This is a genomic window from Blastococcus sp. SYSU D00868, from assembly GCF_054050575.1.
This window is the reverse complement of record NZ_JBJGZO010000005.1, coordinates 38,825-63,454: the sequence shown is the minus strand read 5'-3', so window position 1 is coordinate 63,454 and position 24,630 is coordinate 38,825. Positions and strand designations below refer to the sequence as shown.

25 protein-coding genes and 1 riboswitch are annotated in these 24,630 nt (G+C 75.7%); of the genes, 11 read left to right on the top strand and 14 right to left on the bottom strand.

Annotated features, from left to right (window positions below; genetic code table 11):
• Positions 1-77: 77 nt before the first annotated feature.
• Positions 78-1,061, bottom strand: coding sequence for a siderophore-interacting protein (locus tag ACI79F_RS06160; protein WP_456546122.1), 984 nt, complete (start codon positions 1,059-1,061; stop codon positions 78-80).
• A 110-nt stretch (positions 1,062-1,171) separates the two neighbouring features.
• On the opposite strand from ACI79F_RS06160, the gene ACI79F_RS06155 reads away from it, so the two are divergent.
• Entirely contained in the window at positions 1,172-2,188 is a 1,017-nt protein-coding gene (locus tag ACI79F_RS06155) for an ABC transporter substrate-binding protein (RefSeq protein ID WP_456546123.1), read from the top strand.
• A gap of 45 nt (positions 2,189-2,233) precedes the next feature.
• On the opposite strand, the gene ACI79F_RS06150 is transcribed toward ACI79F_RS06155, so the two are convergent.
• Positions 2,234-3,190, bottom strand: a complete 957-nt coding sequence (locus tag ACI79F_RS06150; protein WP_456546124.1) for an EamA family transporter — start codon at positions 3,188-3,190, stop codon at positions 2,234-2,236.
• A gap of 60 nt (positions 3,191-3,250) precedes the next feature.
• Positions 3,251-3,643 (bottom strand): VOC family protein, encoded by a 393-nt coding sequence (locus ACI79F_RS06145; protein WP_456546183.1) that lies wholly within the window; start codon positions 3,641-3,643, stop codon positions 3,251-3,253.
• 128 nt (positions 3,644-3,771) lie between these two features.
• On the opposite strand from ACI79F_RS06145, the gene ACI79F_RS06140 reads away from it, so the two are divergent.
• The 6 genes from ACI79F_RS06140 (at position 3,772) to metX (ending at position 9,115) form a co-directional block, all read left to right on the top strand.
• A complete protein-coding gene (locus tag ACI79F_RS06140) occupies positions 3,772-4,152 on the top strand; it encodes a hypothetical protein (protein ID WP_456546125.1) in 381 nt (126 codons plus the stop codon).
• 17 nt (positions 4,153-4,169) lie between these two features.
• Positions 4,170-4,970 carry a thioesterase family protein gene (locus ACI79F_RS06135; RefSeq protein WP_456546126.1) on the top strand — a complete coding sequence of 267 codons (801 nt, stop codon included), beginning with the start codon at positions 4,170-4,172 and terminating at the stop codon, positions 4,968-4,970.
• An 87-nt stretch (positions 4,971-5,057) separates the two neighbouring features.
• Positions 5,058-5,948 (top strand): mechanosensitive ion channel family protein, encoded by an 891-nt coding sequence (locus ACI79F_RS06130; RefSeq protein WP_456546127.1) that lies wholly within the window; start codon positions 5,058-5,060, stop codon positions 5,946-5,948.
• An 83-nt stretch (positions 5,949-6,031) separates the two neighbouring features.
• Positions 6,032-6,469, top strand: a complete 438-nt coding sequence (locus tag ACI79F_RS06125; RefSeq protein ID WP_456546128.1) for a hypothetical protein — start codon at positions 6,032-6,034, stop codon at positions 6,467-6,469.
• A 56-nt stretch (positions 6,470-6,525) separates the two neighbouring features.
• Positions 6,526-6,641, top strand: a riboswitch (SAM riboswitch).
• A 43-nt stretch (positions 6,642-6,684) separates the two neighbouring features.
• Positions 6,685-7,977: a bifunctional o-acetylhomoserine/o-acetylserine sulfhydrylase gene (locus tag ACI79F_RS06120; RefSeq protein WP_456546129.1), complete on the top strand. Its 1,293-nt coding sequence runs from the start codon at positions 6,685-6,687 to the stop codon at positions 7,975-7,977.
• A 1-nt stretch (position 7,978) separates the two neighbouring features.
• Positions 7,979-9,115, top strand: a complete 1,137-nt coding sequence (gene metX, locus ACI79F_RS06115; RefSeq protein ID WP_456546130.1) for a homoserine O-acetyltransferase MetX — start codon at positions 7,979-7,981, stop codon at positions 9,113-9,115.
• A 74-nt stretch (positions 9,116-9,189) separates the two neighbouring features.
• On the opposite strand, the gene gdhA is transcribed toward metX, so the two are convergent.
• Positions 9,190-10,539, bottom strand: a complete 1,350-nt coding sequence (gene gdhA, locus ACI79F_RS06110; protein WP_456546131.1) for an NADP-specific glutamate dehydrogenase — start codon at positions 10,537-10,539, stop codon at positions 9,190-9,192.
• Positions 10,540-10,649: 110 nt separating this feature from the next.
• On the opposite strand from gdhA, the gene ACI79F_RS06105 reads away from it, so the two are divergent.
• Entirely contained in the window at positions 10,650-11,726 is a 1,077-nt protein-coding gene (locus ACI79F_RS06105; protein WP_456546132.1) for a threonine aldolase family protein, read from the top strand.
• Positions 11,727-11,729: 3 nt separating this feature from the next.
• Here the strand turns inward: ACI79F_RS06105 and ACI79F_RS06100 are convergent, their stop codons facing one another.
• Positions 11,730-12,308 (bottom strand): gamma carbonic anhydrase family protein, encoded by a 579-nt coding sequence (locus ACI79F_RS06100; protein ID WP_456546133.1) that lies wholly within the window; start codon positions 12,306-12,308, stop codon positions 11,730-11,732.
• A gap of 84 nt (positions 12,309-12,392) precedes the next feature.
• Between ACI79F_RS06100 and ACI79F_RS06095 the strand changes: the two genes are divergently transcribed.
• Complete coding sequence (locus ACI79F_RS06095; protein WP_456546134.1) at positions 12,393-13,418, top strand: uroporphyrinogen decarboxylase family protein; 1,026 nt, start codon at positions 12,393-12,395, stop codon at positions 13,416-13,418.
• Entirely contained in the window at positions 13,415-13,990 is a 576-nt protein-coding gene (locus ACI79F_RS06090) for a YdeI/OmpD-associated family protein (RefSeq protein WP_456546135.1), read from the top strand. Before ACI79F_RS06095 ends, ACI79F_RS06090 begins: the two co-directional genes overlap by 4 nt.
• A 97-nt stretch (positions 13,991-14,087) precedes the next feature.
• On the opposite strand, the gene ACI79F_RS06085 is transcribed toward ACI79F_RS06090, so the two are convergent.
• From ACI79F_RS06085 to ACI79F_RS06060, 6 genes are all read right to left on the bottom strand, one after another.
• Complete coding sequence (locus ACI79F_RS06085) at positions 14,088-15,095, bottom strand: C40 family peptidase (protein WP_456546136.1); 1,008 nt, start codon at positions 15,093-15,095, stop codon at positions 14,088-14,090.
• 253 nt (positions 15,096-15,348) lie between these two features.
• On the bottom strand, positions 15,349-15,804 hold the full coding sequence (locus ACI79F_RS06080) for a hypothetical protein (protein WP_456546184.1): 456 nt from the start codon (positions 15,802-15,804) through the stop codon (positions 15,349-15,351).
• Positions 15,805-15,913: 109 nt separating this feature from the next.
• Complete coding sequence (locus ACI79F_RS06075) at positions 15,914-16,216, bottom strand: hypothetical protein (RefSeq protein ID WP_456546137.1); 303 nt, start codon at positions 16,214-16,216, stop codon at positions 15,914-15,916.
• A gap of 171 nt (positions 16,217-16,387) precedes the next feature.
• Positions 16,388-17,776 (bottom strand): metallopeptidase TldD-related protein, encoded by a 1,389-nt coding sequence (locus ACI79F_RS06070; RefSeq protein WP_456546138.1) that lies wholly within the window; start codon positions 17,774-17,776, stop codon positions 16,388-16,390.
• Positions 17,773-19,287 (bottom strand): TldD/PmbA family protein, encoded by a 1,515-nt coding sequence (locus tag ACI79F_RS06065; RefSeq protein WP_456546139.1) that lies wholly within the window; start codon positions 19,285-19,287, stop codon positions 17,773-17,775. The genes ACI79F_RS06070 and ACI79F_RS06065 overlap by 4 nt, the downstream gene beginning before the upstream one ends.
• Before the next feature lie 29 nt (positions 19,288-19,316).
• On the bottom strand, positions 19,317-21,185 hold the full coding sequence (locus ACI79F_RS06060; RefSeq protein WP_456546140.1) for a cation:proton antiporter domain-containing protein: 1,869 nt from the start codon (positions 21,183-21,185) through the stop codon (positions 19,317-19,319).
• A 77-nt stretch (positions 21,186-21,262) separates the two neighbouring features.
• Between ACI79F_RS06060 and ACI79F_RS06055 the strand changes: the two genes are divergently transcribed.
• Positions 21,263-22,078 (top strand): MBL fold metallo-hydrolase, encoded by an 816-nt coding sequence (locus ACI79F_RS06055; RefSeq protein ID WP_456546141.1) that lies wholly within the window; start codon positions 21,263-21,265, stop codon positions 22,076-22,078.
• A gap of 59 nt (positions 22,079-22,137) precedes the next feature.
• Here ACI79F_RS06055 and ACI79F_RS06050 read toward each other — a convergent pair whose 3' ends face one another.
• From ACI79F_RS06050 to ACI79F_RS06040, 3 genes are all read right to left on the bottom strand, one after another.
• Positions 22,138-22,740: an endonuclease domain-containing protein gene (locus tag ACI79F_RS06050; RefSeq protein WP_456546142.1), complete on the bottom strand. Its 603-nt coding sequence runs from the start codon at positions 22,738-22,740 to the stop codon at positions 22,138-22,140.
• Between the two features lie 11 nt (positions 22,741-22,751).
• Positions 22,752-23,066, bottom strand: a complete 315-nt coding sequence (locus tag ACI79F_RS06045) for a hypothetical protein (RefSeq protein WP_456546143.1) — start codon at positions 23,064-23,066, stop codon at positions 22,752-22,754.
• A gap of 208 nt (positions 23,067-23,274) precedes the next feature.
• The gene (locus tag ACI79F_RS06040) at positions 23,275-24,573 is read right to left on the bottom strand and encodes an amidohydrolase family protein (protein ID WP_456546144.1); all 1,299 of its coding nucleotides are present in this window, start codon (positions 24,571-24,573) and stop codon (positions 23,275-23,277) included.
• Between the last annotated feature and the right edge of the window lie 57 nt (positions 24,574-24,630).

Below are 24,630 nucleotides of genomic sequence, written 5' to 3'. Positions count from 1 at the left end.
CATCGAGCGTCCTCCCTCACGGTGTGCGGTGAGGGAGGACGCTGCACGATCAGGGGAGCTGATCCGAGCGCGTGGCGTCAGCCGGCGACGCCGACCCGCCAGTAGCCCATGAACGCCACCGCGTTGCGCGGCACGCCCAGGTCGGAGACCAGGTGCCGGCGCAGCTGCTTGACCACGCCGGCCTCCCCCGCCAGCCAGGCGTAGCAGCCGGCGGTCGGGTCGACCTCCGGCACCTCCCACAGCGGCTCGGCGTCCACGTCGACGTCCTCGACGTCCTGGTGGGCCTCCGGCCGGGCGATGCCGAGCTCGCGCATCGCGGCCTGCACCGCCGGCACCAGCAGCTCGCCCCGCGGGCGGCCCCCGCGCGGCAGCCAGCGCACCGTGACGCCCCCGGGCACGTCCAGCGCCTGCTCGTCGCCGGGCCCGGGCACCTCGAGCAGGGCGACGACGCGGCGGCCGGGGACGGCGCCGTCGGCGGCCAGGCCCTCCAGGATCGCGCCGACCGCGGGCACCGCGGTCTCGTCGGCGGCCAGCACGAGCGTGCGCGCGGTCGCCGGGGGCGCCCACTCCACGCCCCACATCCGGCCGCGGCCGGGGCGGTCGGGGCCGAGCAGCACCAGGCGGTCGCCCGGGGCGGCCGCGGCGGCCCAGGTGGCGGCCGGGCCGGCGTGGCCGTCGTCCACGCCGTGCAGGACGACGTCGACGTCCAGCTCGGCCCGCTCGGGGCGGGCCGCCCGGATCGTGTACGTGCGCAGGTGCGGGCGGACGTCGTCGGGCAGCGCGCAGTAGGCGGTGTACCAGTCGGGCCCGGGGACGAGCAGCTCCATGACGTCGGTGCCGGGGCGCTGCGGCAGCACGAACTTGATCCGCTGGTCGTCGCCCGCGGCGCCGAAGCCGGCCAGGTCGGGGGCGCCCAGGGTCAGCCGGACGGTGCTCGGGCCGAGCCGGCGCGTCCCGGTCACCACGGTGTCGAAGAAGCGCCACCCCGGCGCCTCGACCGGGGCGGCGACCTCGGCGCTGACCTGCGGCTGCTCCGTGGCGACGGCCTCGGTGGTGGTCACGGACGGTCCCCGATCCCTCGGCGCCGACCCCTTGCGGACGGCTGCTTAGGTGAGGCTAACCTGCTCCCGCCTTCCAAGGGAACCCCGCCGACGGACGACGAGGAGAGACCGTGTCCCCCACCCCCCGCCGCGCGCTCGGTGCGGCGATCGCGCTGGTCACGCTGACCGCGGCCGCCGCCTGCGGCAGCGACGACGACTCCGGCGGCTCCGGCTCCGGCTCCGGCCCCGGCGATGCCGCCTGGTCCTTCACCGACGACGTGGGCGCGACCGTGGAGCTGGACGAGACGCCGACCCGCGTCGCCGGGCTGACCGACCTGGCCGCCTCGCTGTGGAACTACGGCATCGCGCCGGTGGCCACGTTCGGGCAGACCTCCCCCCAGGACGACGTCGCCTTCGACGGCCGGGACCTGGACGACGTCGTCGTCGTCGGGTCCAGCTACGGCGAGATCGACGTGGAGGCGCTGGCCGCGGCCGACCCCGACGTCATCGTCACGACCGTCTACCCCGAGGACTCCTCGGGCGACATCCCCGAGGGCGCCGTCGCCTACGGCTTCACCGACGCCGCCCAGCAGGAGCAGGTGGCCGAGATCGCCCCGATCATCCAGGTCGCCTACACCGGCTCCGGCGCCGACGTCATCGAGCGCGTGGTCGAGCTCGCCGAGGCCCTGGGCGTGGACACCCGGGGCGGCGCGGTGGCGCAGGCCCGCGCGGACTTCGAGGCGGCGTCGGAGGCGCTGCGCGAGGCGGCGGCCGGCGGCATCACCGTGCTGCCGGTCTACGCCACCGAGAGCGACGGCTGGTACATGGGCAAGGCCCCCGACGACCCGCAGCTGCGGATGTACCAGGACCTCGGCGTGGACTTCGTGGACCCGGGCGGCGACGAGTACTTCTGGAACGCCGTCGGCTGGGAGAGCGTGCCGGAGTACCCGAGCGACGTGATCCTCTACTCGCTGCGCTTCAGCATGAGCCCGGAGGAGATCGCGGCCCAGCCCACCGCCGCGCTGCTGCCCGCCGTGCAGGCCGGCCAGCTGTACCCGTGGAAGTACATCGGGCCGGACTACGTCGCCCAGGCCGCCTACATGGAGGAGCTGGCCGGCTGGCTCACCGAGGCGCAGCCGGTCGCCTGAGTGCGGAGTCGCTCGGGGACGGTCCCCGTTCCCGAGCGACTCCGCTCAGGACGGCGCGACCTCGGCCATGGGCGCCGCGGCGGGGGCGTGGCGGGCGGTCTGCGCCAGCCCGATCCCGGCGAGGACGACGAGCCCGCCGAGCACCTGCCAGCCGGTGAGCACCTGCTCCACCCACAGCCACGCCACGATCGACGCGAACACCGGCTCGACCGTCGCGACCAGGCCCGCGGTCGTCGGCGGCAGGTGCCGCAGCGCGCCGATCGACAGCCAGAACGGCACGATCGCGCCGGCGACGACAATCCAGGCCACCAGGACGCCCAGCGGCACCTCCAGCGAGCCGATCGACACCGGCACCGGCTCGGTGAGCAGCCCGGCGTCGAACTCCCACCACGGGGCGGCGACCGACCAGAACAGCGCGGCCGCGACGAAGCTGAAGCAGGTCAGGGCGACCGGGTCGCGGGTCGTCGTCCCCCGCTCGCCCATCAGGTAGTACGTCGCCAGGCACACCGCCGCCCCGAAGGCGGCCGCGACGCCGGTCGCCGACAGCGAGCCGCCGCCCTCCCACACCTGCGCGACCAGCAGCAGCCCGGACAGCGAGAGGCCGAGGGCCGCCCACAGCCGGCTGCGGACCCGCTCCCGGCGCACCAGCCAGACGTAGAGCGCGATGAGCACCGGGGCGGTCATCTCGAAGACCAGCGCGATGCCGACCGGCAGCCGGTCGATGGCGACGTAGTAGAGGAACTGGGTGAGCGCCACGCCCACCACACCGAAGGCGGCGAGGAACGGCACCTCGCGCCAGGTCAGCCGCAGCCGCCCGGGGGAGAGGACCGCCAGCAGCGCCAGCAGGCCGACGGCGGCACCGGCGCACCGCAGCGCCACCAGCCGGGTCGGCTCGACGCCGGCCTGGAGCGCGAGCGTGGAGACGGTCCCGTTGACGCCGAACAGAGCCGCGGACCCGATGGTCGCGGCGTAGCCCAGGCCGGGGCGGACGGGACGGGTCACGGCCGGGACGGTAGTCCCCGTACCGCCCCGTGCCCCCTACCGCCCCGCCTGCACCGGGGGTCAGCCGACCTGCGACCGGTCCATCCACACGACCTCCCAGACGTGCCCGTCCGGATCGGCGAAGCTCACGCCGTACATGAACCCGTGGTCCTGGGCCGGCCGCCACGGCTTGCCGCCGGAGGCCAGCGCCTTGGCGAGCAGGCCGTCGGCCTCCTCGCGGCTGGCGGCCGAGAGCGCGGTCAGCTGGGTGGTCGCCGCCGCCGGGTCGCCGACCGGGCCGGTCACGAAGTCGGCGAACCGCTCGCGGGTCAGCAGCATCACGACGACGTTGTCGTCGACCACCACCGACGTCGCGTGCTCGTCGGAGAACCGCTCGTCGAAGCTGAAGCCCAGCCCGGCGTAGAACGCCCGCGAGGCGGCGAGGTCCGCGACCGGCAGGTTGAGGAAGACCATGCGCACGGTGTGCTCCTGTCGTCGGGGGGCCCGGGCGGCCCCGTCGGAGGAGAGACGGACCACCGGCCGGGAAGTCATCGGCCCGGGGTGTGATGCGCGCCGTCCGGGCAGCGGGGACCCTCGGAGCCGTGACCTCCCCGCGCCCGCCGTGGTCGTCCCGCCGGCGGCGCACGCTGGTGGTCCTGGCCCTGGCCGCCGTCCTGCTCGGGCTGGCCGGCATCGCCCTGCCCGACCAGTACGGCGTCGCCTCGGTGTTCCTCGCCGCGCTGGCCGCGTTCCTGCTGGTGGTGGCGGTCGTCGTGTTCGTCGCCATCCCCGGGCCGGGCACCGTCGACGTCCTGCTGCGCTCGCTGACCATCTCGGGCGCGGCGCTGGTGGTCGCCGTCCTGCTGGTGCTCTCCACCGCCGGGGAGCCGCTGCGCTGGGTGTGGGTGCTGGCCGCGCTGGCCGCCGCCGGCTGGGTGGGGACGGCGTTCTGGCTGACCCGCCGCGACGGCCCCGCCGGCTGACGGGCGACACTGCCGGGGTGGAGCTCCCCCCGGCGCTGTACCTGCCCGACGACGGCGGCCACCCCGGCCGGTTCACGGCCACGGCGCTCACGATCGGCCCCTGGGAGCCGGACGTGCAGCACGCCGGGCCGCCCGCGGCACTGCTGGCCCGCGCGGTGGAGCGGGCGGGCGGCCTGCCGGGCGGGCAGACGGTCCGGCTGGCCTACGACATCCTCGGGCCGGTGCCGGTCGGGCCGGTCCGGGTGGCGTCGCGGGTGCTGCGGCCCGGGCGGCGGGTCGAGCTGGTCGAGGCGACGCTCGAGGCCGACGGCCGGGCGTGCATGCGGGCGACCGCGTGGCGGATGCGCACCCGGGAGACGTCGCCGGTCGACGTCCTCGCCCCGGACGCGCCGCACCCCACCGGGCCGGAGGACGGCCGGGCCGAGGTGCCCGGCGTCTTCGCCACCGACGTGGCCTACCACCGCGCGCTGGAGTGGCGGTTCACCGCCGGCTCGTTCAACTCCCCCGGTCCGGCGGCCGCCTGGACCCGTCCGCTGGCGCCGCTCGTCGCCGGCGAGCCGATCACCCCGCTGGAGCACCTGCTGGTGATGACCGACGCGGCCAGCGGCATCTCCGCCGAGCTGGACTGGTCGCGGGCCACCTTCGCCAACGTCGACCTGACCGTCTCGCTGTACCGGCCGCCGGCCGGCGAGTGGCTGGCCATGGACGCCACCACCGCGCTCGGCCCGGCCGGCGCGGCGCAGTGCTTCGCCGACCTGTTCGACGGCACCGGCCGGATCGGCCGGTCGGCGGCGTCGCTGTTCGTCGAGCCCCGCTGAGCGGCCCCGCAGCGGACTGGCCGGTCCGCCGGGGGGGCGGGAGGGTGGACGCCGACCCCGCCCCCGGCCCGGCGAGAGAGGACGCGCGTGCAACCGCTGGAGGACCTGCTGGAGTGGCTCGCGGGCCGCGGCCTGGAGATCGTGCTGATCATCCTGGCCTCGGTGCTGCTGGCCCGGTTCGTGGCCTGGGTGGGCAGCAAGATCACCGACAGCATCGACCGGCGCTCCACCGGCGGGGACGCGCTCGTCCGCTCCGAGGCGGCCAAGCACCGGCACTCGCTGACCCAGGTCATCACCTGGACGCTGATCGTCCTCGTCTACGCCGTCGCGGTCTTCTTCGTGCTCGACCGGCTGGGCGTCCCGGTCACCGGGCTGGTCGCGCCGGCCACCGTGCTCGGCGTCGGCCTCGGCTTCGGCGCCCAGCGGATCGTCGGCGACGTCCTGGCCGGGTTCTTCATCATCACCGAGCGGCAGTACGGCTTCGGCGACGTCGTCGCGATCGCCGTCACCGGCGCCGCGGAGCCGGCCAACGGGACGGTCGAGGACGTCACGCTGCGGGTCACCCGGGTCCGCTCGCCCAACGGCGAGGTCATCACCGTCCCGAACGGGCAGATCGTCAAGGTCGTCAACCTCTCCCGCGACTGGGCGCGCGCGGTGATCGACGTCCCGGTGCCGACCAGCGTCGACGTCAACCGGGCCAACGAGCTGCTGCGCGAGGTGGGCCGGGAGGCGTTCGCCGACCCGCACCTGCGGCAGCTGCTGCTCGACGAGCCGACCGTGATGGGCGTGGAGAGCCTCGGCCTGGAGGAGGTCAACGTCCGGGTGGTCGCCCGCACGCTGCCGGGCAAGCAGTTCGAGGTCGGCCGCGACCTGCGCGCCCGCATCGTCCTGGCGTTCCGCCGGCTGGGCGTCGCCGTGCCGGTGGCCGACGGCGACGGGCAGGCCGGGAACGGCGTCCGGTCGGAGGCCCGCCGGTGACCGGCCCCACCCCGGACCCCGGCCGGGAGCCCGGCGCGCGGCCGGAACCCGCCCCGTCCATGCCGACGGCCCCCGCGCCGACCATGTCCACGGCCCCGGCCGAGGGCCCGCGCCGCTGGTGGGCGGCGATCCCGCGGCGGCTGGGCCGGGCACGCACGTCGACCGTCGTCCTCGCCGTGCTGTTCGTGTCGCTCGGGCTGCTCTACCTCTACGTCCGCCCCGAGACGACCGACCCCGCGCCGGCCGGGGAGACCTCCGAGGTCGTCCCCGCGCCGGCTCCCACCACCGAGCCCACCGAGCCGGCGCCGACGACCGAGCCGGAGACCGCGTCGCCGACGGGCACGCGGCCGACGACGACCGCCCCCTCCACCACCGGCGGCTCCGACGAGGAGGAGGCGACGCCGGCGGAGGAGACCCCCACCGCCGAGCCTCCGCCGACCTCGTCGGAGCCGACCGCCACCCGCACCCCCACCGGCACCCGCGCCCCCACCAGCGGGACCAGCTCCGCGCCGACCGGCTGAGGGGCCCGCGGGACCCCTGTGACGGGCGGTGCGCGGCGGCCGCTAGATTCCGGCTGGCTCACGAGAGGCAGTGACAAGCACCTGGCTGGCTGCCCGGCAACCTCTACTCCGTCCGAGGTGCTCCAGGGGAAGAGCCGGTCGGACGGCGCCCGCCGCCCGGCAAGACGGAGTCCCCGGTGCGCCGCCGGGCCTCCCGACCGAGAGGAGACCGGCGCATGACCGACCCGCAGAGCTGGAGCTTCGAGACCCGGCAGATCCACGCCGGCACGAGCCCGGACCCGACGACCGGGGCCCGCGCCCTGCCGATCTACGCGACGACGAGCTACCAGTTCCGCGACGCCCAGCACGCCGCCGACCTGTTCGCGCTGGCCGAGATGGGCAACATCTACACGCGGATCATGAACCCGACGCAGGACGCGCTGGAGCAGCGCGTGGCGTCGCTGGAGGGCGGCGTCGCGGCGCTCGCCGTCTCCAGCGGCCAGGCCGCCGAGACCCTGGCGATCCTGAACGTCGCCGAGGCCGGCAGCCACATCGTGGCGTCGGCGTCGCTGTACGGCGGCACCTACAACCTGCTGCACCACTCGCTGCCCAAGCTGGGCGTCACGGTGTCCTTCGTCGAGGACCCCGACGACCCGGAGAACTGGCAGTCGCTGGTCCAGGAGAACACCAAGGCCTTCTACGCCGAGACGATCGGCAACCCGAAGGGCGACGTCCTCGACATCAGCGCGGTCTCCGAGGTCGCGCACCGCAACGGCGTCCCGCTGATCGTCGACAACACCATCGCCACGCCCTACCTGATCCGGCCGATCGAGTTCGGCGCCGACGTCGTCGTCCACTCGGCGACCAAGTACCTGGGCGGGCACGGCACCGCGATCGCCGGCCTGATCGTCGACTCGGGCAACTTCGACTGGACCAGCGGCAAGTTCCCCGGCTTCACCGAGCCCGACCCGACCTACCACGGCGTCGTCTACGCCGACCTCGGCGCGCCGGCCTACGCGCTCAAGGCCCGGGTGCAGCTGCTGCGCGACCTCGGCCCGGCGATCAGCCCGTTCAACGCCTTCCTCGTGGTGCAGGGCATCGAGACGCTGTCGCTGCGGATGGAGCGCCACGTCGCCAACGCTCAGCGGGTGGCCGAGTTCCTCGAGGGCCACGACGCCGTCGACCGGGTCAACTACCCCGGCCTGGCGTCCTCCCCGTGGCACGCCGCGCAGCAGAAGTACGCGCCCCGCGGCGCGGGCGCGGTGCTGACCTTCGAGCTGCACGGCGGCGTGGAGGCCGGCAAGCGCTTCGTCGACGCCCTGGAGCTGCACAGCCACGTGGCCAACATCGGCGACGTGCGCAGCCTGGTGATCCACCCGGCGTCGACCACCCACTCGCAGCTCACGCCCGAGGAGCAGCTGACCACCCGGGTCACCCCGGGCCTGGTGCGCCTCGCCGTGGGCCTGGAGGGGATCGAGGACATCCTCGCCGACCTGGAGGCCGGCTTCCGCGCCGCCAAGGAGGCCTGACGTGCCCGGGGTCCGGGACGCCGGCCCGGCGTCCCGGACCCCACCGCGCACCGGCGGTTGGCGGGACGGCGACCCGGCCGGGGACCGGCTGTTCCTCGACCTGGACACGGTCCTGGAGGGGCCGCTCGCCCTGGAGCGCGGCGGGGTGCTGCCCGGCGTCCGCGTCGCCTACGAGACGTGGGGGACGCTCGCGCCCGACGGCGGCAACGCCGTGCTGGTCGAGCACGCCCTGACCGGCGACAGCCACCTGGCCGGCCCGGCCGGGCCGGGGCACCCCACGCCCGGCTGGTGGGAGGGGCTGGTCGGGCCGGGCGCCCCGCTGGACACCGACCGGCTGTTCGTCGTCTGCGCCAACGTGCTCGGCGGCTGCCAGGGCACCACCGGCCCCTCCTCGACCGCGCCGGACGGCGCCCCCTGGGGCTCCCGCTTCCCGGCGGTGACGGTCGCCGACCAGGTGGCGGTGGAGGCGGCGCTGGCCGACGCGCTCGGCGTCCGCCGCTGGGCCGCGGTGCTGGGCGGCTCGATGGGCGGGATGCGCGCGCTGGAGTGGGCCGTCGCGCACCCCGATCGGGTCGGTGCGCTGTTCTTCCTCGCCTCCGGCGCCGCGGTGACCGCCGACCAGCTGGGCACCCAGACGACCCAGCAGACGGCGATCCGCAGCGACCCCGCCTGGGCCGGCGGCGACCACCTCCCCGCCCCCGGACCGGTCGCCGGGCTCGGCGTCGCCCGGCGGATCGCCCACCTCACCTACCGCAGCGACCTGGAGCTGGAGGAGCGGTTCGGCGCCGTCGTGCAGGACGACGGCCGGTTCGCCGTCGCCTCCTACCTCGACCACCACGCCGCCAAGCTGGTCGCCCGCTTCGACGCCGGCAGCTACGTGGTGCTCACCGAGTCGATGAACACCTGGGACGTCGGCCGCGGGCGGGGCGGCGTCGAGGCGGCGCTGGCCCGGGTGACCGCGCGGGCGGTGGTGGCCGGCGTGGACAGCGACCGGCTCTACCCCCTGGCGCTGCAGCAGCGGGTGGCCGACGCGCTCGGCGTCCCGCTGCGGGTCGTCTCCTCGCCGTACGGGCACGACGGGTTCCTCATCGAGGTCGACGCCGTCGGCGCGCTGGTCCGCGAGCTGCTGGGCACCTGACCCGCCTCGACGAGATCTGCACACTCGTCGCCAGCAGGCCCTGAGGGCGACGAGTGTGCAGATCTCGCGGCGGCTCAGATGAGGCCGTGGGCGTGCACCGCCTCGGCCACCTCCAGGAAGCCCGCGACGTTCGCGCCGAGCACCAGGTCGCCCGGGGCGCCGTACTCCTCGGCGGTGGCGTGGCAGCGGGCGTGGATGGCCCGCATGATCTCCTCCAGCCGCGCCTCGCTGTGCTCGAACGTCCAGCGGTCGCGGGAGGCGTTCTGCTGCATCTCCAGCGCCGAGGTGGCCACCCCGCCGGCGTTGGCCGCCTTGCCCGGCGCGAAGGCCACCCCGGCCTCCTTGAGCACGCGGACGGCGTCCGGCGTGGTCGGCATGTTCGCGCCCTCCACCACGTAGCGGCAGCCGTTGCGGGCCAGCGTCGTGGCCGCGTCGGCGTCGAGCTCGTTCTGGGTGGCGCTGGGCATCGCCACGTCGCAGGGCACGTCCCAGACGCTGCCGCCGGCCACGAAGGACGCCGAGGAGACGCGGTCGGCGTACGCCTCGATCCGCGCCCGCTCGATCTCCTTGACCTGCTTGAGGACCTCGAGGTCGATGCCCTTCTCGTCCACGACGTACCCGGTGGAGTCCGAGCACGCGACGACGGTGCCGCCGAGCTGGTGCACCTTCTCGATGCCGTAGACGGCGACGTTGCCCGAGCCGCTGACCACCACCCGGCGGCCGTCGAAGGACTCGCCGCGGGCCCGCATCATCGCATCGGCGAAGAACGCGGCGCCGTAGCCGGTCGCCTCGGTGCGCACCAGGGCGCCGCCCCAGCCCAGCCCCTTGCCGGTGAGGACGCCGGACTCGTACCGGTTGGTGATCCGCTTGTACTGACCGAACAGGTAGCCGATCTCGCGGGCGCCGACGCCGATGTCGCCGGCGGGCACGTCGGTGTACTCGCCCAGGTGCCGGTAGAGCTCGGTCATGAACGACTGGCAGAACCGCATGACCTCGGCGTCGGAGCGGCCCTTGGGGTCGAAGTCGGACCCGCCCTTGCCGCCGCCGATCGGCATGCCGGTGAGCGCGTTCTTGAAGATCTGCTCGAAGCCGAGGAACTTGACGATGCCCAGGTTGACCGAGGGGTGGAAGCGCAGGCCGCCCTTGTACGGACCCAGCGCGGAGTTGAACTCGACCCGGAAGCCGCGGTTGATCTGCACCTCGCCGCTGTCGTCCTGCCACGGCACGCGGAAGATGATCTGCCGCTCGGGCTCGCAGATCCGCTGGACGGTCTTCATCTCGCTGTACTCGCTGTGCCGGTCGAGCACCACGGCCAGCGACTCCAGGACCTCCCGGACCGCCTGGTGGAACTCGGTCTCCCCCGGGTTGCGCCGGAGGACCTCCTCGTAGATTCCCTGCACCGTCGCAGGCACCTCGTCGACCACTGCTCGCTCCTCGCGTCGTCCACCGGACGCGGAGAACGCTACGACGCCGTCCGAAAACCGTCCCGCACCTCCCCCCGGCGCCGCCCACCCGGGCTGACCAGACTGGCGGGGTGACCGAGGAGGAGCCCGACTGGGACGCCCTGCGCGCCGGCTGCGACCGCGCCCTGAACCTGCACGGCCCGACGCGCGTGGCCGACCTGCTGGCGACGATCCCGCCCGACGCCGCCGTCGACCGCTACGGCGACGGCGGCGTGGTCGAGGAGCTCGAGGACGAGGTCGCCGGCCTGCTCGGGTTCCCCGCCGCGCTGTACCTGCCCAGCGGCACGATGGCGCAGCAGCTCGCCCTGCGGGTGCACGCCGGGCGGCGCGGCCGGCGGACCGTCGTCGCCCACCCGCGGTGCCACCTGTTCATCGGCGAGGGCGGGGCGCTGGAGCGGGTGCAGGGCCTGACCGGCCGGCCCGTCGGCGACCCGCACCGGGTCCTCACCCGCGCCGACCTGGACGACGTCGCGGAGGCGCCGGCCGCGCTGGTCGTCGAGCTGCCGCAGCGCGAGATCGGCGGGCCCCTGGTCGACCGGGACGACCTGGCGGCCCAGGTCGCCTGGGCCCGCGAGCGGGGCGCCGCCGCGCACCTCGACGGCGCCCAGCTGTGGGAGGCCGCCGCCGGCTACGGCCGCCCGCCGGCCGAGGTCGCCGCCCTGTTCGACACCGTCTACGTCAGCTTCTACAAGGGCATCGGCGCGCTCGCCGGCTGCTGCCTGGCCGGCCCGGAGGACGTCGTCGCCGAGGTGCGGGAGTGGCGGCAGCGGATGGGCGGCACGCTGTTCGGGCTGTGGCCGGGCGCCGCCTCGGCGCTGACCTGCCTGCGCCGGCGGCTGCCGCTGATGCCGGCCTACCTCGAGCGGGCCCGCGAGATCGCGGCGGCGCTGCGCGACCTGCCCGGCGTGCGCGTCGTCCCCGACCCGCCGCAGACGCCGATGCTGCACCTGCTGCTGGCGACGTCGCGCGAGGCCTTCACCGCCGCGGCCGTGCGGCTGGCCGAGGAGGGGCTGTGGACCTGGCAGCAGACGATGTCGACCGACGACCCGGCCGTGCTCAAGGCCGAGCTCTCGGTCGGTGACGCGACGATGGCGCTGACGGTCGCGGAGGTCCGCGCCGCCGTCGCGGCCCTGGCCGGCGCCGGCTGACCCTCAGTCCTCGGCGTCGCCGTAGGTCACGCCGGCCGGGGGCAGCTTGCCGCGCACGACGGGACGCACCCTCCGCGCCGAGGGCAGCCGCTCGCTGTAGGACAGCGCGTTGCCGCGGATGTGCAGCAGGTCGTCGTCCGTCGCCTCGCGGACGACCTTCGCCGGCACCCCGGCGATGACCGACCGCGGCGGGAACTGCTTGCCCTGGGTGACGACGGCGCCGGCGGCCACGATGGAGCCCGAGCCGATGTGCGCGCCGTTCATCACGATGCTGCCCATCCCGACCAGCACGTCGTCGTCCACCCGCGCGCCGTGCAGCACCACCCGGTGGCCGACGGTGACCCCCGACCCGACCACCAGCGGGAAGCCGGGGTCGGAGTGCAGGGTGCTGCCGTCCTGCACGTTGGAGCCGGCCCCGATCTCGATCACCTCGGCGTCGGCGCGCAGGACGGCGCCGTACCAGACGCTGGCCTGCGGGCCGAGCGTCACCGCCCCCACGACGACCGCGGTGGGCGCGACGAACGCCTCCGGGTCGATGCGCGGTGCCCCGAACTCCAGTTCCCCGATGTAGTTCTCCGCCACCCGGTCACCTCAGCACAGGGCTGCCGCCGTCGCACCCGTCGGGCAGACTGCCCGCCGACGCCGCCGTCCCCCGGGAGGACCCCGATGCCCGCCCTGCCCACCTCGATCGTCGGCAGCCTGCCCCAGCCCGGGTGGCTGGTGGACCACGCGAAGCTGGCCGGCCAGTTCCCGCCGCGGGTGCGGGCGCGGGAGATCTGGCGGGTCGCCCCGAACCTGCTGGCCGAGGCCCAGGACGACGCCACCCTGCTGGCGATCCGGGCGCAGGAGGAGGCCGGGCTCGACGTCGTCACCGACGGGGAGATCCGCCGGGAGTCCTACTCCAACCACTTCGCCACGGCGCTGGACGGCGTGGACGTCGACACCCCCGGCACGGTGCTCAACCGCTCCGGCAAGCCGATCCCGGTGCCGCGGGTGGTCGGGGACATCGCGCGGCCGCGGCCGATCCAGGCCGACGACGTCCGCTTCCTGCGGGCGCACACCGACCGCACCGTGAAGATCACCGTGCCCGGGCCGTTCACCATGGCCCAGCAGTCGGCCGACGAGCACTACGGCGACGACCGGGCGCTGGCGCTGGCCTACGCCGACGTCGTCCGCGCCGAGATCGCCGACCTGTTCGCGGCCGGCGCCGACGTCGTCCAGATCGACGAGCCCTGGCTGCAGGCCCGGCCCGAGGTCGCCCGCCGGTACGGCGCCGAGGCGGTCACCCGCGCGGTCGAGGGCGCACCCGGCCCGGTGCACCTGCACCTGTGCTTCGGCTACGCCGCCATGGTCGCCGACCGGCCGGAGGGCTACTCGTTCCTGCCCGAGCTGGCCGACACCCCGGTCGACACGGTCGCGGTGGAGACGGCGCAGTCGCACCTGGACCCGGCGCAGCTGCGGCCACTGCGCGGCAAGGGCATCGCCCTCGGCGTGCTGGACCTCTCCACCCCCGAGGTGGAGACGCCGGAGGTCGTCGCGGACCGGGTGCGCCGGGCCCTGGAGGACGTGGACGCCGAGCGGCTCGTGCTCACCAGCGACTGCGGCCTGAAGTACCTGCCCCGCGAGTCGGCGGCCGGGAAGATGCGCTCCCTGGCGCTGGCCGCGCAGACCCTGCGCCGGGAGCTCGGGTGACCCTGCCGACCGACCTGCCGGTGCTGGCCTTCCCCGACCAGGCCGCGCTCGAGGCCTGGCTGGAGGCGGAGGGCGACACCGCGCCGGGCGTCTACGTGCGGCTGGCCAAGAAGGGCTCCGGCATCCCGTCGGTGACCTACGCCGAGCTGGTGGAGAGCTGCCTGTGCTTCGGCTGGATCGACGGCCGGTCCAACCGGCTCGACGAGGCCACCTACCTGCAGCGGATCACGCCCCGGCGGGCGCGCAGCGTGTGGTCGCAGAAGAACGTCGACGCCGTCGGCCGGCTGCTCGGGGCCGGCCGGATGCGCCCCGCGGGGCTGGCCGCGGTCGAGGCCGCGCAGGCCGACGGCCGGTGGGAGCGCGCCTATCCCGGCAGCGCCGACATGACCGTCCCCGACGACCTGGCCGCCGCGCTGGACGCCGTCCCCGGCGCCCGGGCGGCCCTCGACGCGCTCGACGCCCAGAGCCGGTACTCCCTCCTGTGGCGGGTGCACACGGCCGCCACCCCACAGACCCGGGCCCGGCGGATCGCCGCGGCGGTCGAGTCGCTGACCGCCGGGCCGGCTCAGTAGTACTGCGGCAGGTAGCGCGCCACGTCGGCGAAGACGGTCTCGCAGGGGACGCCGTTCACGTCGGCGTCCACCTGCTCCACCCGGACCGGTCGCGCCGCTAGAGGATCCGGCGGGCGCCGGCGTAGCCGCGCATGTCCACGGTGGTGACGGCGACCGGCTGGCCGTGCGTCCGGGCGTGGACCATCTGGCCGTTGCCGATGTACAGGCCGACGTGGCTCACCGGCGAGTAGAAGTAGACGATGTCGCCCGGCTGCAGCTCCGCGCGGGACACCGCCACGCCCATCCCCGCCTGCGCGCGGCTGGAGTGCGGCAGCGAGACGCCGGCGGCGGCGTAGGCGAACTGGGTCAGCCCCGAGCAGTCGAAGCCGTTGGGACCGGAGGCGCCCCACACGTAGGGGTCGCCGACCTGGGCGAGGGCGGCCTCGACGACGGCGCCCGCGGCGGCCGACGGCGGCGCGGCGAGGGTCGTGGGCACCTCGAGCACCGGGCCGCCCAGCGACGTGGTCACCTGGACCTGCTCGGCGGCCGAGAGGCGGGCGAAGTCGGCCTCGTACTGGTCGACCCGGCCCTGCACCTCGGCCTGCTGCTCGCGCAGCGTGGCCAGCGCCGCCTCGGCCTGCGCGGCGGCCTGCTCGGCCTCGGCCTGCGCGGCGAGCGCCTCCTCCTGGGCCGCCGAGACGGCCACCAGCACGCTGTCGGTGTGCGCGGCGATCATGTCGAGCGTCGTCATCTGCTGGATGAAGTCCTCGGCGGACTCGCTGGTGAGGAAGGCGGCGACGCCCGAGGTGCTGCCGCCGGTGTAGCCGGTCTGCGCGATGGCGACCAGCTGCGGCTCGTACCGGGCGACCTCGGCCTGCGCGGCGACCGCGGCGGCGCGGGCGTCCGCGGCGGCCTGCTCCAGCTCGGCCACGGTCAGCTCGGCCTGGTGCACCTGCTCGTCGAGCTGGGTGAGCTCCTGGCCGGCCTGCGCGACCAGGTCGGCCGCCTCGTCCGCGGTCGTCGGCGCGGCGGTGGCGGCGGTCGGGCCCAGCACCACGGCGACGGCTGCTGCGGCGGCGAGCACGGCACCGGCCCAGCGTCGGCTGGTCGTCCGGTTGCGCTGCATCGTCGGCTCTCCTCGCGTGCTCCGCGCCCCGCCCGGGGAAGGGGCGGTGTCGTGCGCGTCGGTACGCACGGTAAGGACCACGTGTCGACACGTGAGGAGGCCACGCGGGCCCGGGCGGGGCTCACGAACCCCGTCCGTCACACCCGTCGCGGCAGGACCCCGGCGTCGCAGGGGCCACCGGGAGTGGACCCCTCCGTCCCACCCCGGGGACGGGTCGGCGCCGGAGGTCAGCGCGGCGGTTCAGCGCGGGGGTTCAGCGCCAGAGGTCGGCGCCGGAGGTCCCGCGGGGTCCGCGGGCGGTGCCGTCGGGCCCGCGGTCCGGCGGCAGCGGCACGAGCAGGTCGGCGACCGCGCCGGTGACGAGCGAGTAGACGGCCTTGCCGCCGACGTCGACGACCCGGTCCAGCCGCGACCACGTCCACGGCGGGGAGCCGACGCCGGTGGCGTTCTCCAGCGTCTGGTCGGTGGCCAGCCGCACCGACGTGTGCCACACCGACGCCCGCCAGCCGCGCAGCCCGCTGGCCGACCAGACGCCCCGCAGCGCGCCCACCGCCGCCCCGGTGCCCCAGTGCATGAGGTGGTTGCGCACCGGCGGCCGAGCCCGTCCGGGCAGCCGCCGTCCGGTGGTCAGCGCGGTCAGCGTCCGGCCGGGCACGTAGCTGTCCGGCCGGTGCGTGACCCGCTGCTCGACCTGCTCGGCCAGCGTCATCGCCGCGGTGCCGGCCAGCCCGGCCAGTGCCCCGCGGAGGGCAGCGCGTCCCAGCATGGGGACGGCCCTACCCGCGGGGCGGCCCGGGAACCCGGGAGGCGGGGCGCCGTCAGCCGGCGAGCGGCTCCTGGGCGTCGAGCCCGGAGACGGACTCGAAGTCGCGGAGCACCGCGGACAGCTCGTCGGCGGTCCAGGCCTCGCAGCAGTCGCAGCCGCCCTCGCGGTAGCTGACCAGGCCGAGCCGGCCGGCCGCCTGGTCCTCGTCGATGGCGAGGTGCCCCGCGGAGGGATGCCGGTGGCAGGTGCAGGCCGAGGCGCACAGCCCCAGGCCCCATCCCGAGACGACGACGGTGCGGCCGTCGTCCCACACCTGACCGACCTGGAAGACCGACGGCTTCTGCGTCCTGCTCATCGGGATGGCTCCCCTCGACGGCCCCGCCGGGGCCCGCGTGCTCTGCCGGAGAAAAATATCCCCGTTGCCGTGTTTCAACGGCACCCCTGCGAGGTAAATCAAGTGGTTCTCCCCACTCCGGCCGCAGCGGTCACACGGGTCCCACGCGGGGTCTGCCGCCCCGCCGCCCGGTCAGCTGGCCGGCGAGACCGAGCTCATGTGGAAGTCCGGCACCCGCACGGCCGGCATCGCGGCTCTCGTGAACCAGTCGTTCCACTCCCGGGGCAGGGTGCGCTCGGTGCGCGAGGCCTGGGTGATCCGCCCGAGCAGGTCGACCGGCGACTCGTTGAACCGGAAGTTGTTGACCGCGCCGGTGACCTCGCCGTCCTCGACGAGGAAGACGCCGTCCCGGGTCAGGCCGGTGAGCAGCAGGGTCTGCGGGTCGACCTCGCGGATGTACCAGAGCGTGGTCAGCAGCAGGCCGCGGCCGGTGGACTCGACCATCTCCTCCAGGCTCGCCGTGGCGTTGGGGTCCTCGAGGATCAGGTTGTCGACCGCGGCGGTGGCCGGCGCGGTGGTCTTCAGCGCCCACGCGCGCGGGCGGACCAGGTTGGTCAGCACGCCGTCGCGGATCCAGTCGACCGCGGGCACGGCCATGCCGTTGTCGAACACCGAGGCCGCACCCGACGAACCGCCGACCACCTGGAACGGCGCCGTCTCCAGGCCCGGGGCGTGCGGGTCGCTGCGCAGCGTCAGCGGCAGCGCCGCCAGCCGCTCGCCGATCCGGCTGCCGCCACCGGGCTTGGCGTAGACGTTGCGGCCCTCGTCGGCGTCGCGGGCCTCCATCGTCCAGTACGCGTAGATCATCAGGTCGCTCACCGCCGACGGCGGCAGCAGCGTCTCGTAGCGGCCGGCCGGCAGGTCGACGCGGCGCTGCGACCAGGCGAGCTTGCGCTCGACCTCGGCGGCCAGCCCGGCCACCGAGACGTCGAGGAAGTCGCGGGTGCCCACGCCGGCCCACACCGACCGGCTGAAGTCGCTGCTCTTGCCGTTGAGCTCGACCCGGCCGGTGGGCTGGTCGTGGCGCAGCCGCAGGCCGGTGGAGGTGCCGAGGTACGTGGTCGACATCGCGTGCTCGGCGTAGCCGAACAGCAGGTCGCCGCGGTCGCGGGCCTGCCCGAAGGCGGCGCCCAGGGCGGGCGCGAACTCCTCGAAGACGCTGATCGAGGTCTCGGCGGGGTCGGCGTCCCAGTCCCCGCCGCCGGGCGGGGGGTCCGACACCAGCGGGACGGCGTCCTCGGCGGGGCCGGCGTCGCGGGCGGCCTGCTCGCTGGCGGCGACCAGCTCGGCGATGTCCGGGGTGCCCGAGCGGGCGACCGTGCCCGCGGCCATGCCGGCGCCGCCGTCGACGAAGGAGATCACCACGACCTGGCGGGAGCGCATCGCGCCGTTGGTCGTCAGGCTGTTGCTCGCCCAGCGGAGGTTGGCCTCGGAGCTGTCGACGACGTAGGCGACCTGCCCGTCGGCGGTCGAGGCGGCCAGCGCCTGCTCGACGAGGTCCTGCGCGCGGTACCGAGTCACCGGCCGCCCTCCTGCACGGTGTTGAGGATGCTGACGCCCTCGAACAGGGCGGACGGGCAGCCGTGCGACACGGGCGCCACCTGGCCGGGCTGGGCCTTGCCGCAGTTGAGCGCCCCGCCGAGCACGTAGGTCTGCTCGCCGCCGACCGCGCGCATCGAGCCCCAGAAGTCCGTCGTCGTCGCCTGGTAGGCGACGTCGCGCAGCTGCCCGGCCAGCTTCCCGCCCTCGATCCGGTAGAAGCGCTGGCCGGTGAACTGGAAGTTGTAGCGCTGCATGTCGATCGACCAGCTCTTGTCGCCGACGACGTAGACGCCGCGGTCGACGCCGGCGATGAGCTCCTCGGTGGAGGGGCCGCCGGCGGCCGGCTGCAGCGACACGTTCGCCATCCGCTGCACCGGCACGTGCCGCGGGGAGTCGGCGAACGCGCAGCCGTTGGACCGCTCCATCCCGCGCAGGCGCGCCATGTTCCGGTCGACCTGGTAGCCGACCAGGACGCCGTCCCGGACGATGTCCCACCGCTGGGCCTCGACGCCCTCGTCGTCCCAGCCGACGCTCGCCAGCCCGTGGACGGCGGTGCGGTCGCCGGTGACGTGCATGAGCGGCGACCCGTACTGCAGGGTGCCGAGCTTGTCGACGGTGGCGAACGAGGTGCCCGCGTAGGCGGCCTCGTAGCCCAGCGCCCGGTCCAGCTCGGTGGCATGCCCGACCGACTCGTGGATGGTCAGCCACAGGTTGGACGGGTCGACCACCAGGTCGTAGCGGCCGGCCTCGACGCTCGGGGCCTTGGTCTTCTCGCGCAACAGCTCGGGGATCTCCGCCAGCTCGCCGGCCCAGTCCCAGGAGCCGCCGGTGACGTACTCCCAGCCGCGGCCGGCCGGCGGGGCGAGCGTGCGCATGCTCTCGAAGGCGCCGGTGGTGCGGTCGACGGTCAGTGCGGTGAACTGCGGGTGGATGCGGATCCGCTGCTGGCGGGTGCGCGTGCCGGCGGTGTCGGCGTAGTACTTCTGCTCCTTGACCGCGGTGCAGCCCGACTGCACGTGCTCGACGCCGTCGGCGGCCAGCAGCCGCTCGGACCACTCCACGAGCAGCGCGGTCTTCTCCGCGTCCGGCACCGTGAACGGGTCGATCTCGTGCTCGGACACCCAGACCGCGTCGGGGTGCACCGGCTCGGGGGCGAGCTCCACACGGTCGGTGCTCAGCGCCGCGGACACCTGCGCGACCGCGACCGCCTCCTCGGCCAGCCGGACCGCCTCGGCCGCGGTGAGGACGACGCCGGCGGCGAAGCCCCACGTGCCCTCGTGCACGACGCGGACGGCCAGGCCGAGGTCCTCGCCGTCGGCGAGGCTCTCCAGCCGGGCGTCGCGCAGGCTGATCGTCTGGGTGCGGATGCGCTCCACCCGGATGTCGGCGTGCTCGCAGCCGAGGTCGACCGCGCGGGTCAGCGCGGCCTCGGTGAGCGCGGAGAGCGGGAGGGCGAGGAAGGACGCGTCGACGTCGCGTTGTCCGGCCACGGCCCCTGTCTACCAGCCGGGTGGGTCCGTCAGCCGAGCTGCTCGTCCACCCAGCACCAGCGCCACGCCTCCCCCGGCTCGGCGCTGACCACCACCGGGTGCCGGGCCCGCTCGTAGTGCGCCCGAGAATGCCGCCGCGGCGAGGAGTCGCAGCAGCCGACGTGCCCGCAGGACAGGCAGGTGCGCAGGTGCACCCACGTCGTCCCCTCGGCCAGGCAGTCCTCGCAGGCCGCCGCCGGGTGCGACTCCCCCGCCGGCGCCGCGCGCAGGTGGGCGCAGTGCGCCGGGTCCGGCCGCGGGGCCAGCGCCTGCTCCCGCTCCAGGGCCTCGAGCTCCTCGTTGCGGTCCAGCAGCGACTCCTCGACGTCGATCGCGGCGAGCGCCGCGGCCAGCACCTCCCCGGGCGCCCGGCCCTCGTCCCGGGCGCGCACCACCACGTCGCGCTCGGCGGCGAGCATCTCCAGCCGCAGCCGGCAGTAGACGGCCGACGGGGTGTCCTGGTCGGCCAGCGGCCGACCCAGCCGCTCCCAGGCCGCGTGCGACCGCGCCTCCGACCGGTCGCGCAGCCGCTCGACCACGCCCGCGGGCTCGTCCCCCGTCAGGAGCTCGTCGAGGCGGCGCAGGCCGGCCGCGCTGGCGGCGTCGCCGATCTCGGCGGCCCGCAGCGCGTCCTCGGCGGGGTCGGGCGGCGGCAGGCCGACCCGGCGGACCAGCCACGGCAGCGTCGAGCCCTGCACCAGCAGCGTGCCGACCACGACGGTGAAGGCGGCCAGCAGCAGGACGTCGCGGTCGGGCAGGTCCTCGGGCAGCAGCTGGGCGGCGGCCAGGGTGACCACGCCGCGCATGCCGGCCCAGGAGACCAGGCCCGCGACCGGGCTGCTCCACGCCTGGCGGCGCATCCAGGGCGTCCCGGCCCGCAGCACCGCCGCCGTCCCGAAGACGAAGACGAAGCGGGCGGCGATCGTGGCGACCAGCACCCCGGCGCACACGCCGGCGATCCGCCAGCCGCCCAGGTCGCTGTCCTGCAGGCCGGAGAGCAGGCCGGGCAGCTGCAGGCCGATGACCAGGAAGACCGCGTTCTCCAGCACGAACGCGACGGTGCGCCAGGTGATCGCCTCGGTGACCCGCGCGGACGCCGTCTGCACCCGCGGCGACAGCTGCGCCAGCGTCAGCCCGGTGACGACGGTGGCCAGCACGCCGGAGGCGTGGATCTCCTCGGCGGGCAGGAACGCCAGGTACGGGGCGACGAAGGAGACCAGGGTGTCCAGCACGGGGTCGCGCAGCCGCGCCCGGAGGACGGCGAGCACCGCGGCCACCGCCCCGCCGACCAGCACGGCGCCCACGACCGCCCAGACGAACTCGCCGGCGACCTGCGGCGGCGACGGCGACGACGTCAGCGCCGAGACGGCCACCGACAGCGCGATCAGCGCCGCGGCGTCGTTGACCAGGCTCTCCTGCTCCAGCAGGGTCGCCACCCGCCGGGGCAGGCCCAGCCGCCGGCCGATCGCCGAGGCCGCGACGGCGTCCGGCGGCGCGACCACCGCGCCCAGCGCCAGCGCCGCGGCCAGGGCCACACCGGGCAGCAGCAGCCAGGTCACCCAGCCGACCACGAGCGTGGTGAAGACGACCAGCACCACCGACATCGAGAAGATGCTCAGCTTGTCGTGCTTGAAGTCGAACAGCGAGGTGCGCGCCGTGGTCGCGTAGAGCAGCGGCGGCAGCAGCGCGTGCAGCACCAGGTCGGGGTCCAGCCGGACCTCCGGCACCCCGGGCAGGAACGACGCCGCGGCGCCGGCGACGACCAGCACCAGCGGCGTGGGCCAGCCGAAGCGCTCGCACAGCCCGGCGATCACCCCGACCGCGATCACCAGGGCCACCAGTTGGGAGATCACGTCCACGCCGCCAGCTTCCCGTCCCGGGCCACCCGCGCGCCGCGGCGGTGTCGCCGGATCGGCGTCCGGGTAGCCCGCAGGTCATGGCCGCCGTCCCGCCCGTCCCCGCCGACGACGTCACGCTCACGTTCGGCGGCAACGCCACCACGCTGCTGCGGATCGGCGGGTTCACGCTGCTCACCGACCCGAACTTCCTGCGCCGCGGGCAGCGGGCCTACCTCGGCAAGGGGCTGTGGACCAAACGGCTCACCGAGCCGGCGCTGGAGCCCACCCAGCTGCCCCCGCTCGACGCGATCCTGCTGTCGCACCTGCACGCCGACCACTGGGACCGGATCGCCACCCGCACCCTCGACAAGGACACCCCGGTCGTCACCACGCAGGAGGCCGCGCAGGCGCTGGGCCGGCGGGGCTTCGCCCAGACGCTGGACCTCACCCCCTGGCAGCGGCACGAGGTCACCCGCGGCGGCGAGACGCTGCGGATCACCTCGGTCCCCGGCGAGCACGGCCCGGGCCTGCTGGCCAAGGTGTTGCCGCCGGTGATGGGCAGCGTGCTCGAGCTGGTCCGCGACGGCGCGGTGAGCTGGCGCGGGTACATCAGCGGCGACACCCTCTTCCGGCCGTACCTGGCCGAGGTGCTGCAGCGCTGCGGGCCGCTCGACGTCCTCATCCCGCACCTCGGCGGCACGAAGGCGCTCGGGTTCACGGTGACGATGGACGGCCGGCAGGGCGCCGACCTCGTCGAGCTGCTGAAGCCGCCGGTGACCGTGCCGGTGCACTTCGACGACTACGACCGGTTCGCGAGCCCGCTGGGCGACTTCGTGCGCGAGGTGGCCGAGCGGCGGGCGCCGGGCGAGCTGCGCACGGTCACCCGCGGCGAGACGATCAGCCTCCGCCCCTAGCGGCTCGACCGCCACGGGCGGTGTGCGGTGCGGGACCGTTCGGACCGCGGAGTGGTCCCTCAGCGCACGGCGCTCGTGGCCGGAGCCGCCAGCCGGGTGCGGTACACCGCGGCGATCTGGGCACGGCAGGCATCCGGCTCGCGGGTCAGCCGGCGGTAGCTGAACCGGAGGACCAGCCAGCCGGCCGCGGCGAGCGCCGCGTCCCGGCGGAGGTCGTGTTCGCGCTGCTCGGGGCTGCCGTGGAAGGCGGCGCCGTCGAGCTCGACGGCGAGTCGCGCCTCCGGCCAGGCCGCATCGAGGTCGGCGTGGCCGTGGGGGAACAGCACGCGGTGCTGGCGTCGGCAGGGTGGGAGGCCGGGCACCTCGGTGACGTGCAGCATCCCCCAGATCTCCAGCTCGCTCCGTGCTCCTGCCGCGACCATGCCGAGCAGGTCGAACAGCGCGGCGCGACCGGGCAGCTCCGGTCGCCGGGCCAGCTCCCGCCGGAGCTCCGGCGCGGTCACCAGCCGCCGACGGAAGGCGGTGATCACGGCGGCCCGCGCCGCCTCCCGGGCGACCGCTGACCCCGCCCCTCCCTGCGCCGTCCCCCAGGCGTCGGTCACGCTGCGGGCGGGTGGGGTGACGGGCAGGCCGGCCCGCCGGCGGGAGGGCAGGTCGGCCACCCGGTGCACGGTCAGCCAGCCGACCGGCTCCGGCGCGCGCCGGCGGCCTCGATCGAGACGTGCACGTGGCCGGCCTCCTCGGCGAGGCCCCACAGCGCGAGGGCGGAGGTGTGGCTCAGCAGGCCGCGGGTGGAGAGGACGGCGGCCACGGCTCGCGTCCGCCAGCGACCGGCGTGCTCGGGGAGGACGACGACGTGCGGCAGCGGCCGCAGCAGCCGCCCCTCCCGGACCCACCGGGAGACGCTCGTCGAGCCGGTCCGCGCCGCGGCGTCGGCGATCCGCATCGCGCCGTCGGGCCCCAGCACCTCGCGCAGATCGACCACCACCACGGCAGCGTGTGGTCCGGCGCCGCTGCGGAAGGCGCCGGCGACGACCCGTGGGCGGGGCACCGCCCTGTGGAGGACACGGGCAGCGTGCGCCAGGAGACCGATGCGAACCCCGAGTAGGCAGGCAGCGCACAGTGCCCGTGACCGGGGGCGGCGGGGCGGCGGGGGCGGGGCGGCGGGGGCGGGGCGGACGGCGCGGGGGCCCCGCTCAGACGCCGGCGAGGCGGGCGGCGCGGGCGGCGACGTCGGTCCGCAGCGCGTCGGCGTCCACGGTCGTGCAGGCGCCGCCGGCCACGACCTGCCGGCCGCCGACCCAGACGTCGCGCACCAGCCGCGAGGCGCCCGACCAGACGAGGTGGGTGACCAGGTCGGCGAGCTCCCCGACCGGCTCGAACGCCAGGTCGCGGGTGTCGACGTGCACCAGGTCCGCCCGCCGGCCGACGGCGACCTGGCCGAGATCGGGCCGGCCGATCGCGTCCGCGGCCGCGCCGGTGGCCAGCCACAGCGCCTCGGCGGCGGTCAGCGCGGTCGCCGAGGACTCGCGCAGCCGGGCCAGCTGGGCGGCCAGCCGGGCGTCGGCCAGCAGGTCGAGCCCGTCGTTGGACGCCGGGCCGTCGGTGCCCAGCCCCACCCGGATGCCGCGGTCGAGCATCTCCCGCAGCCGGGCCACGCCGCTGGCCAGCTTGGCGTTGCTGGCCGGGCAGTGCGCCACGGCGACGTCGTACTCCTGCCACAGCTCCAGGTCGCCGTCGTCCATGTGCACGCAGTGCGCGGCCAGCACCCGGCCGCCGAGGACGTCGTGGGAGGCCAGCAGGGCCGGCACCGACAGGCCGTGGGCGGCCAGCAGGTCGGCGCCCTCGGTGGCGGTCTCGGCGACGTGCAGGTGCAGCAGCATCCCGTGCTCGCGGGCCAGGCCGGCGGCCTTGCCCAGCAGGGGCAGGGGCACGGTGTAGGCGGCGTGCGGGCCCAGGCCGTACTCGACGGTGCCGTCGCCGGGGGCGCCGGTGGCCAGCTCGACCGCGGCGGCGAGCTGCTCCTCCAGCGGCGGCATGCCCGGCAGCGGCACCAGCGGCGCGGCGATCACCGCGCGGGCGCCGGTGCGGCCGACGGCGGCGGCGATCCGATCGGGTGAGAAGTACATCTCCACGCTGGTGGTCACCCCGGCGCGCAGCATCTCGGCCGACGCCGCGGTCATCGCGACCTCGACGTCGTCCCCGGTCAGCCGCGCCTCGCGCGGCCACATGACCTCCTGCAGCCAGCGGTCCAGCGGCAGGCCCTCGCCCTGGCCGCGGAACAGCACCATCGGCGCGTGCGAGTGGGTGTTGACCAGCCCCGGCAGCAGCACGCCGGGGACGGCGACCACCTCGGCGTCCCCGGCCGGCGGGGCGTCGGCCGCGGGCCCGACCCAGCTGACCAGGCCGTCCGCGACGTCGACGACGGCGTCCGAGACGACCGTGCCGGACCGGTCCCCCACCACGACCGCCCGGGCGGTGAATCGCTGGCGCATGCGGGCACGCTAGCCCCACCGGCCCCGCGGGACCCGGACCGCCGGGCGCGGTCCGGG

Coding starts and splice junctions, on each gene's coding strand:
- ACI79F_RS06040 (WP_456546144.1), bottom strand. CDS start 24,573: ATGCGCCAGCGATTCACCGCCCGGGCGGTCGTGGTGGGGGACCGGTCC.
- ACI79F_RS06145 (WP_456546183.1), bottom strand. CDS start 3,643: ATGGTCTTCCTCAACCTGCCGGTCGCGGACCTCGCCGCCTCGCGGGCG.
- ACI79F_RS06085 (WP_456546136.1), bottom strand. CDS start 15,095: ATGCAGCGCAACCGGACGACCAGCCGACGCTGGGCCGGTGCCGTGCTC.
- ACI79F_RS06055 (WP_456546141.1), top strand. CDS start 21,263: ATGGCCGCCGTCCCGCCCGTCCCCGCCGACGACGTCACGCTCACGTTC.
- ACI79F_RS06075 (WP_456546137.1), bottom strand. CDS start 16,216: ATGAGCAGGACGCAGAAGCCGTCGGTCTTCCAGGTCGGTCAGGTGTGG.
- ACI79F_RS06125 (WP_456546128.1), top strand. CDS start 6,032: ATGTCCACGGCCCCGGCCGAGGGCCCGCGCCGCTGGTGGGCGGCGATC.
- ACI79F_RS06095 (WP_456546134.1), top strand. CDS start 12,393: ATGCCCGCCCTGCCCACCTCGATCGTCGGCAGCCTGCCCCAGCCCGGG.
- ACI79F_RS06120 (WP_456546129.1), top strand. CDS start 6,685: ATGACCGACCCGCAGAGCTGGAGCTTCGAGACCCGGCAGATCCACGCC.
- ACI79F_RS06080 (WP_456546184.1), bottom strand. CDS start 15,804: ATGACGCTGGCCGAGCAGGTCGAGCAGCGGGTCACGCACCGGCCGGAC.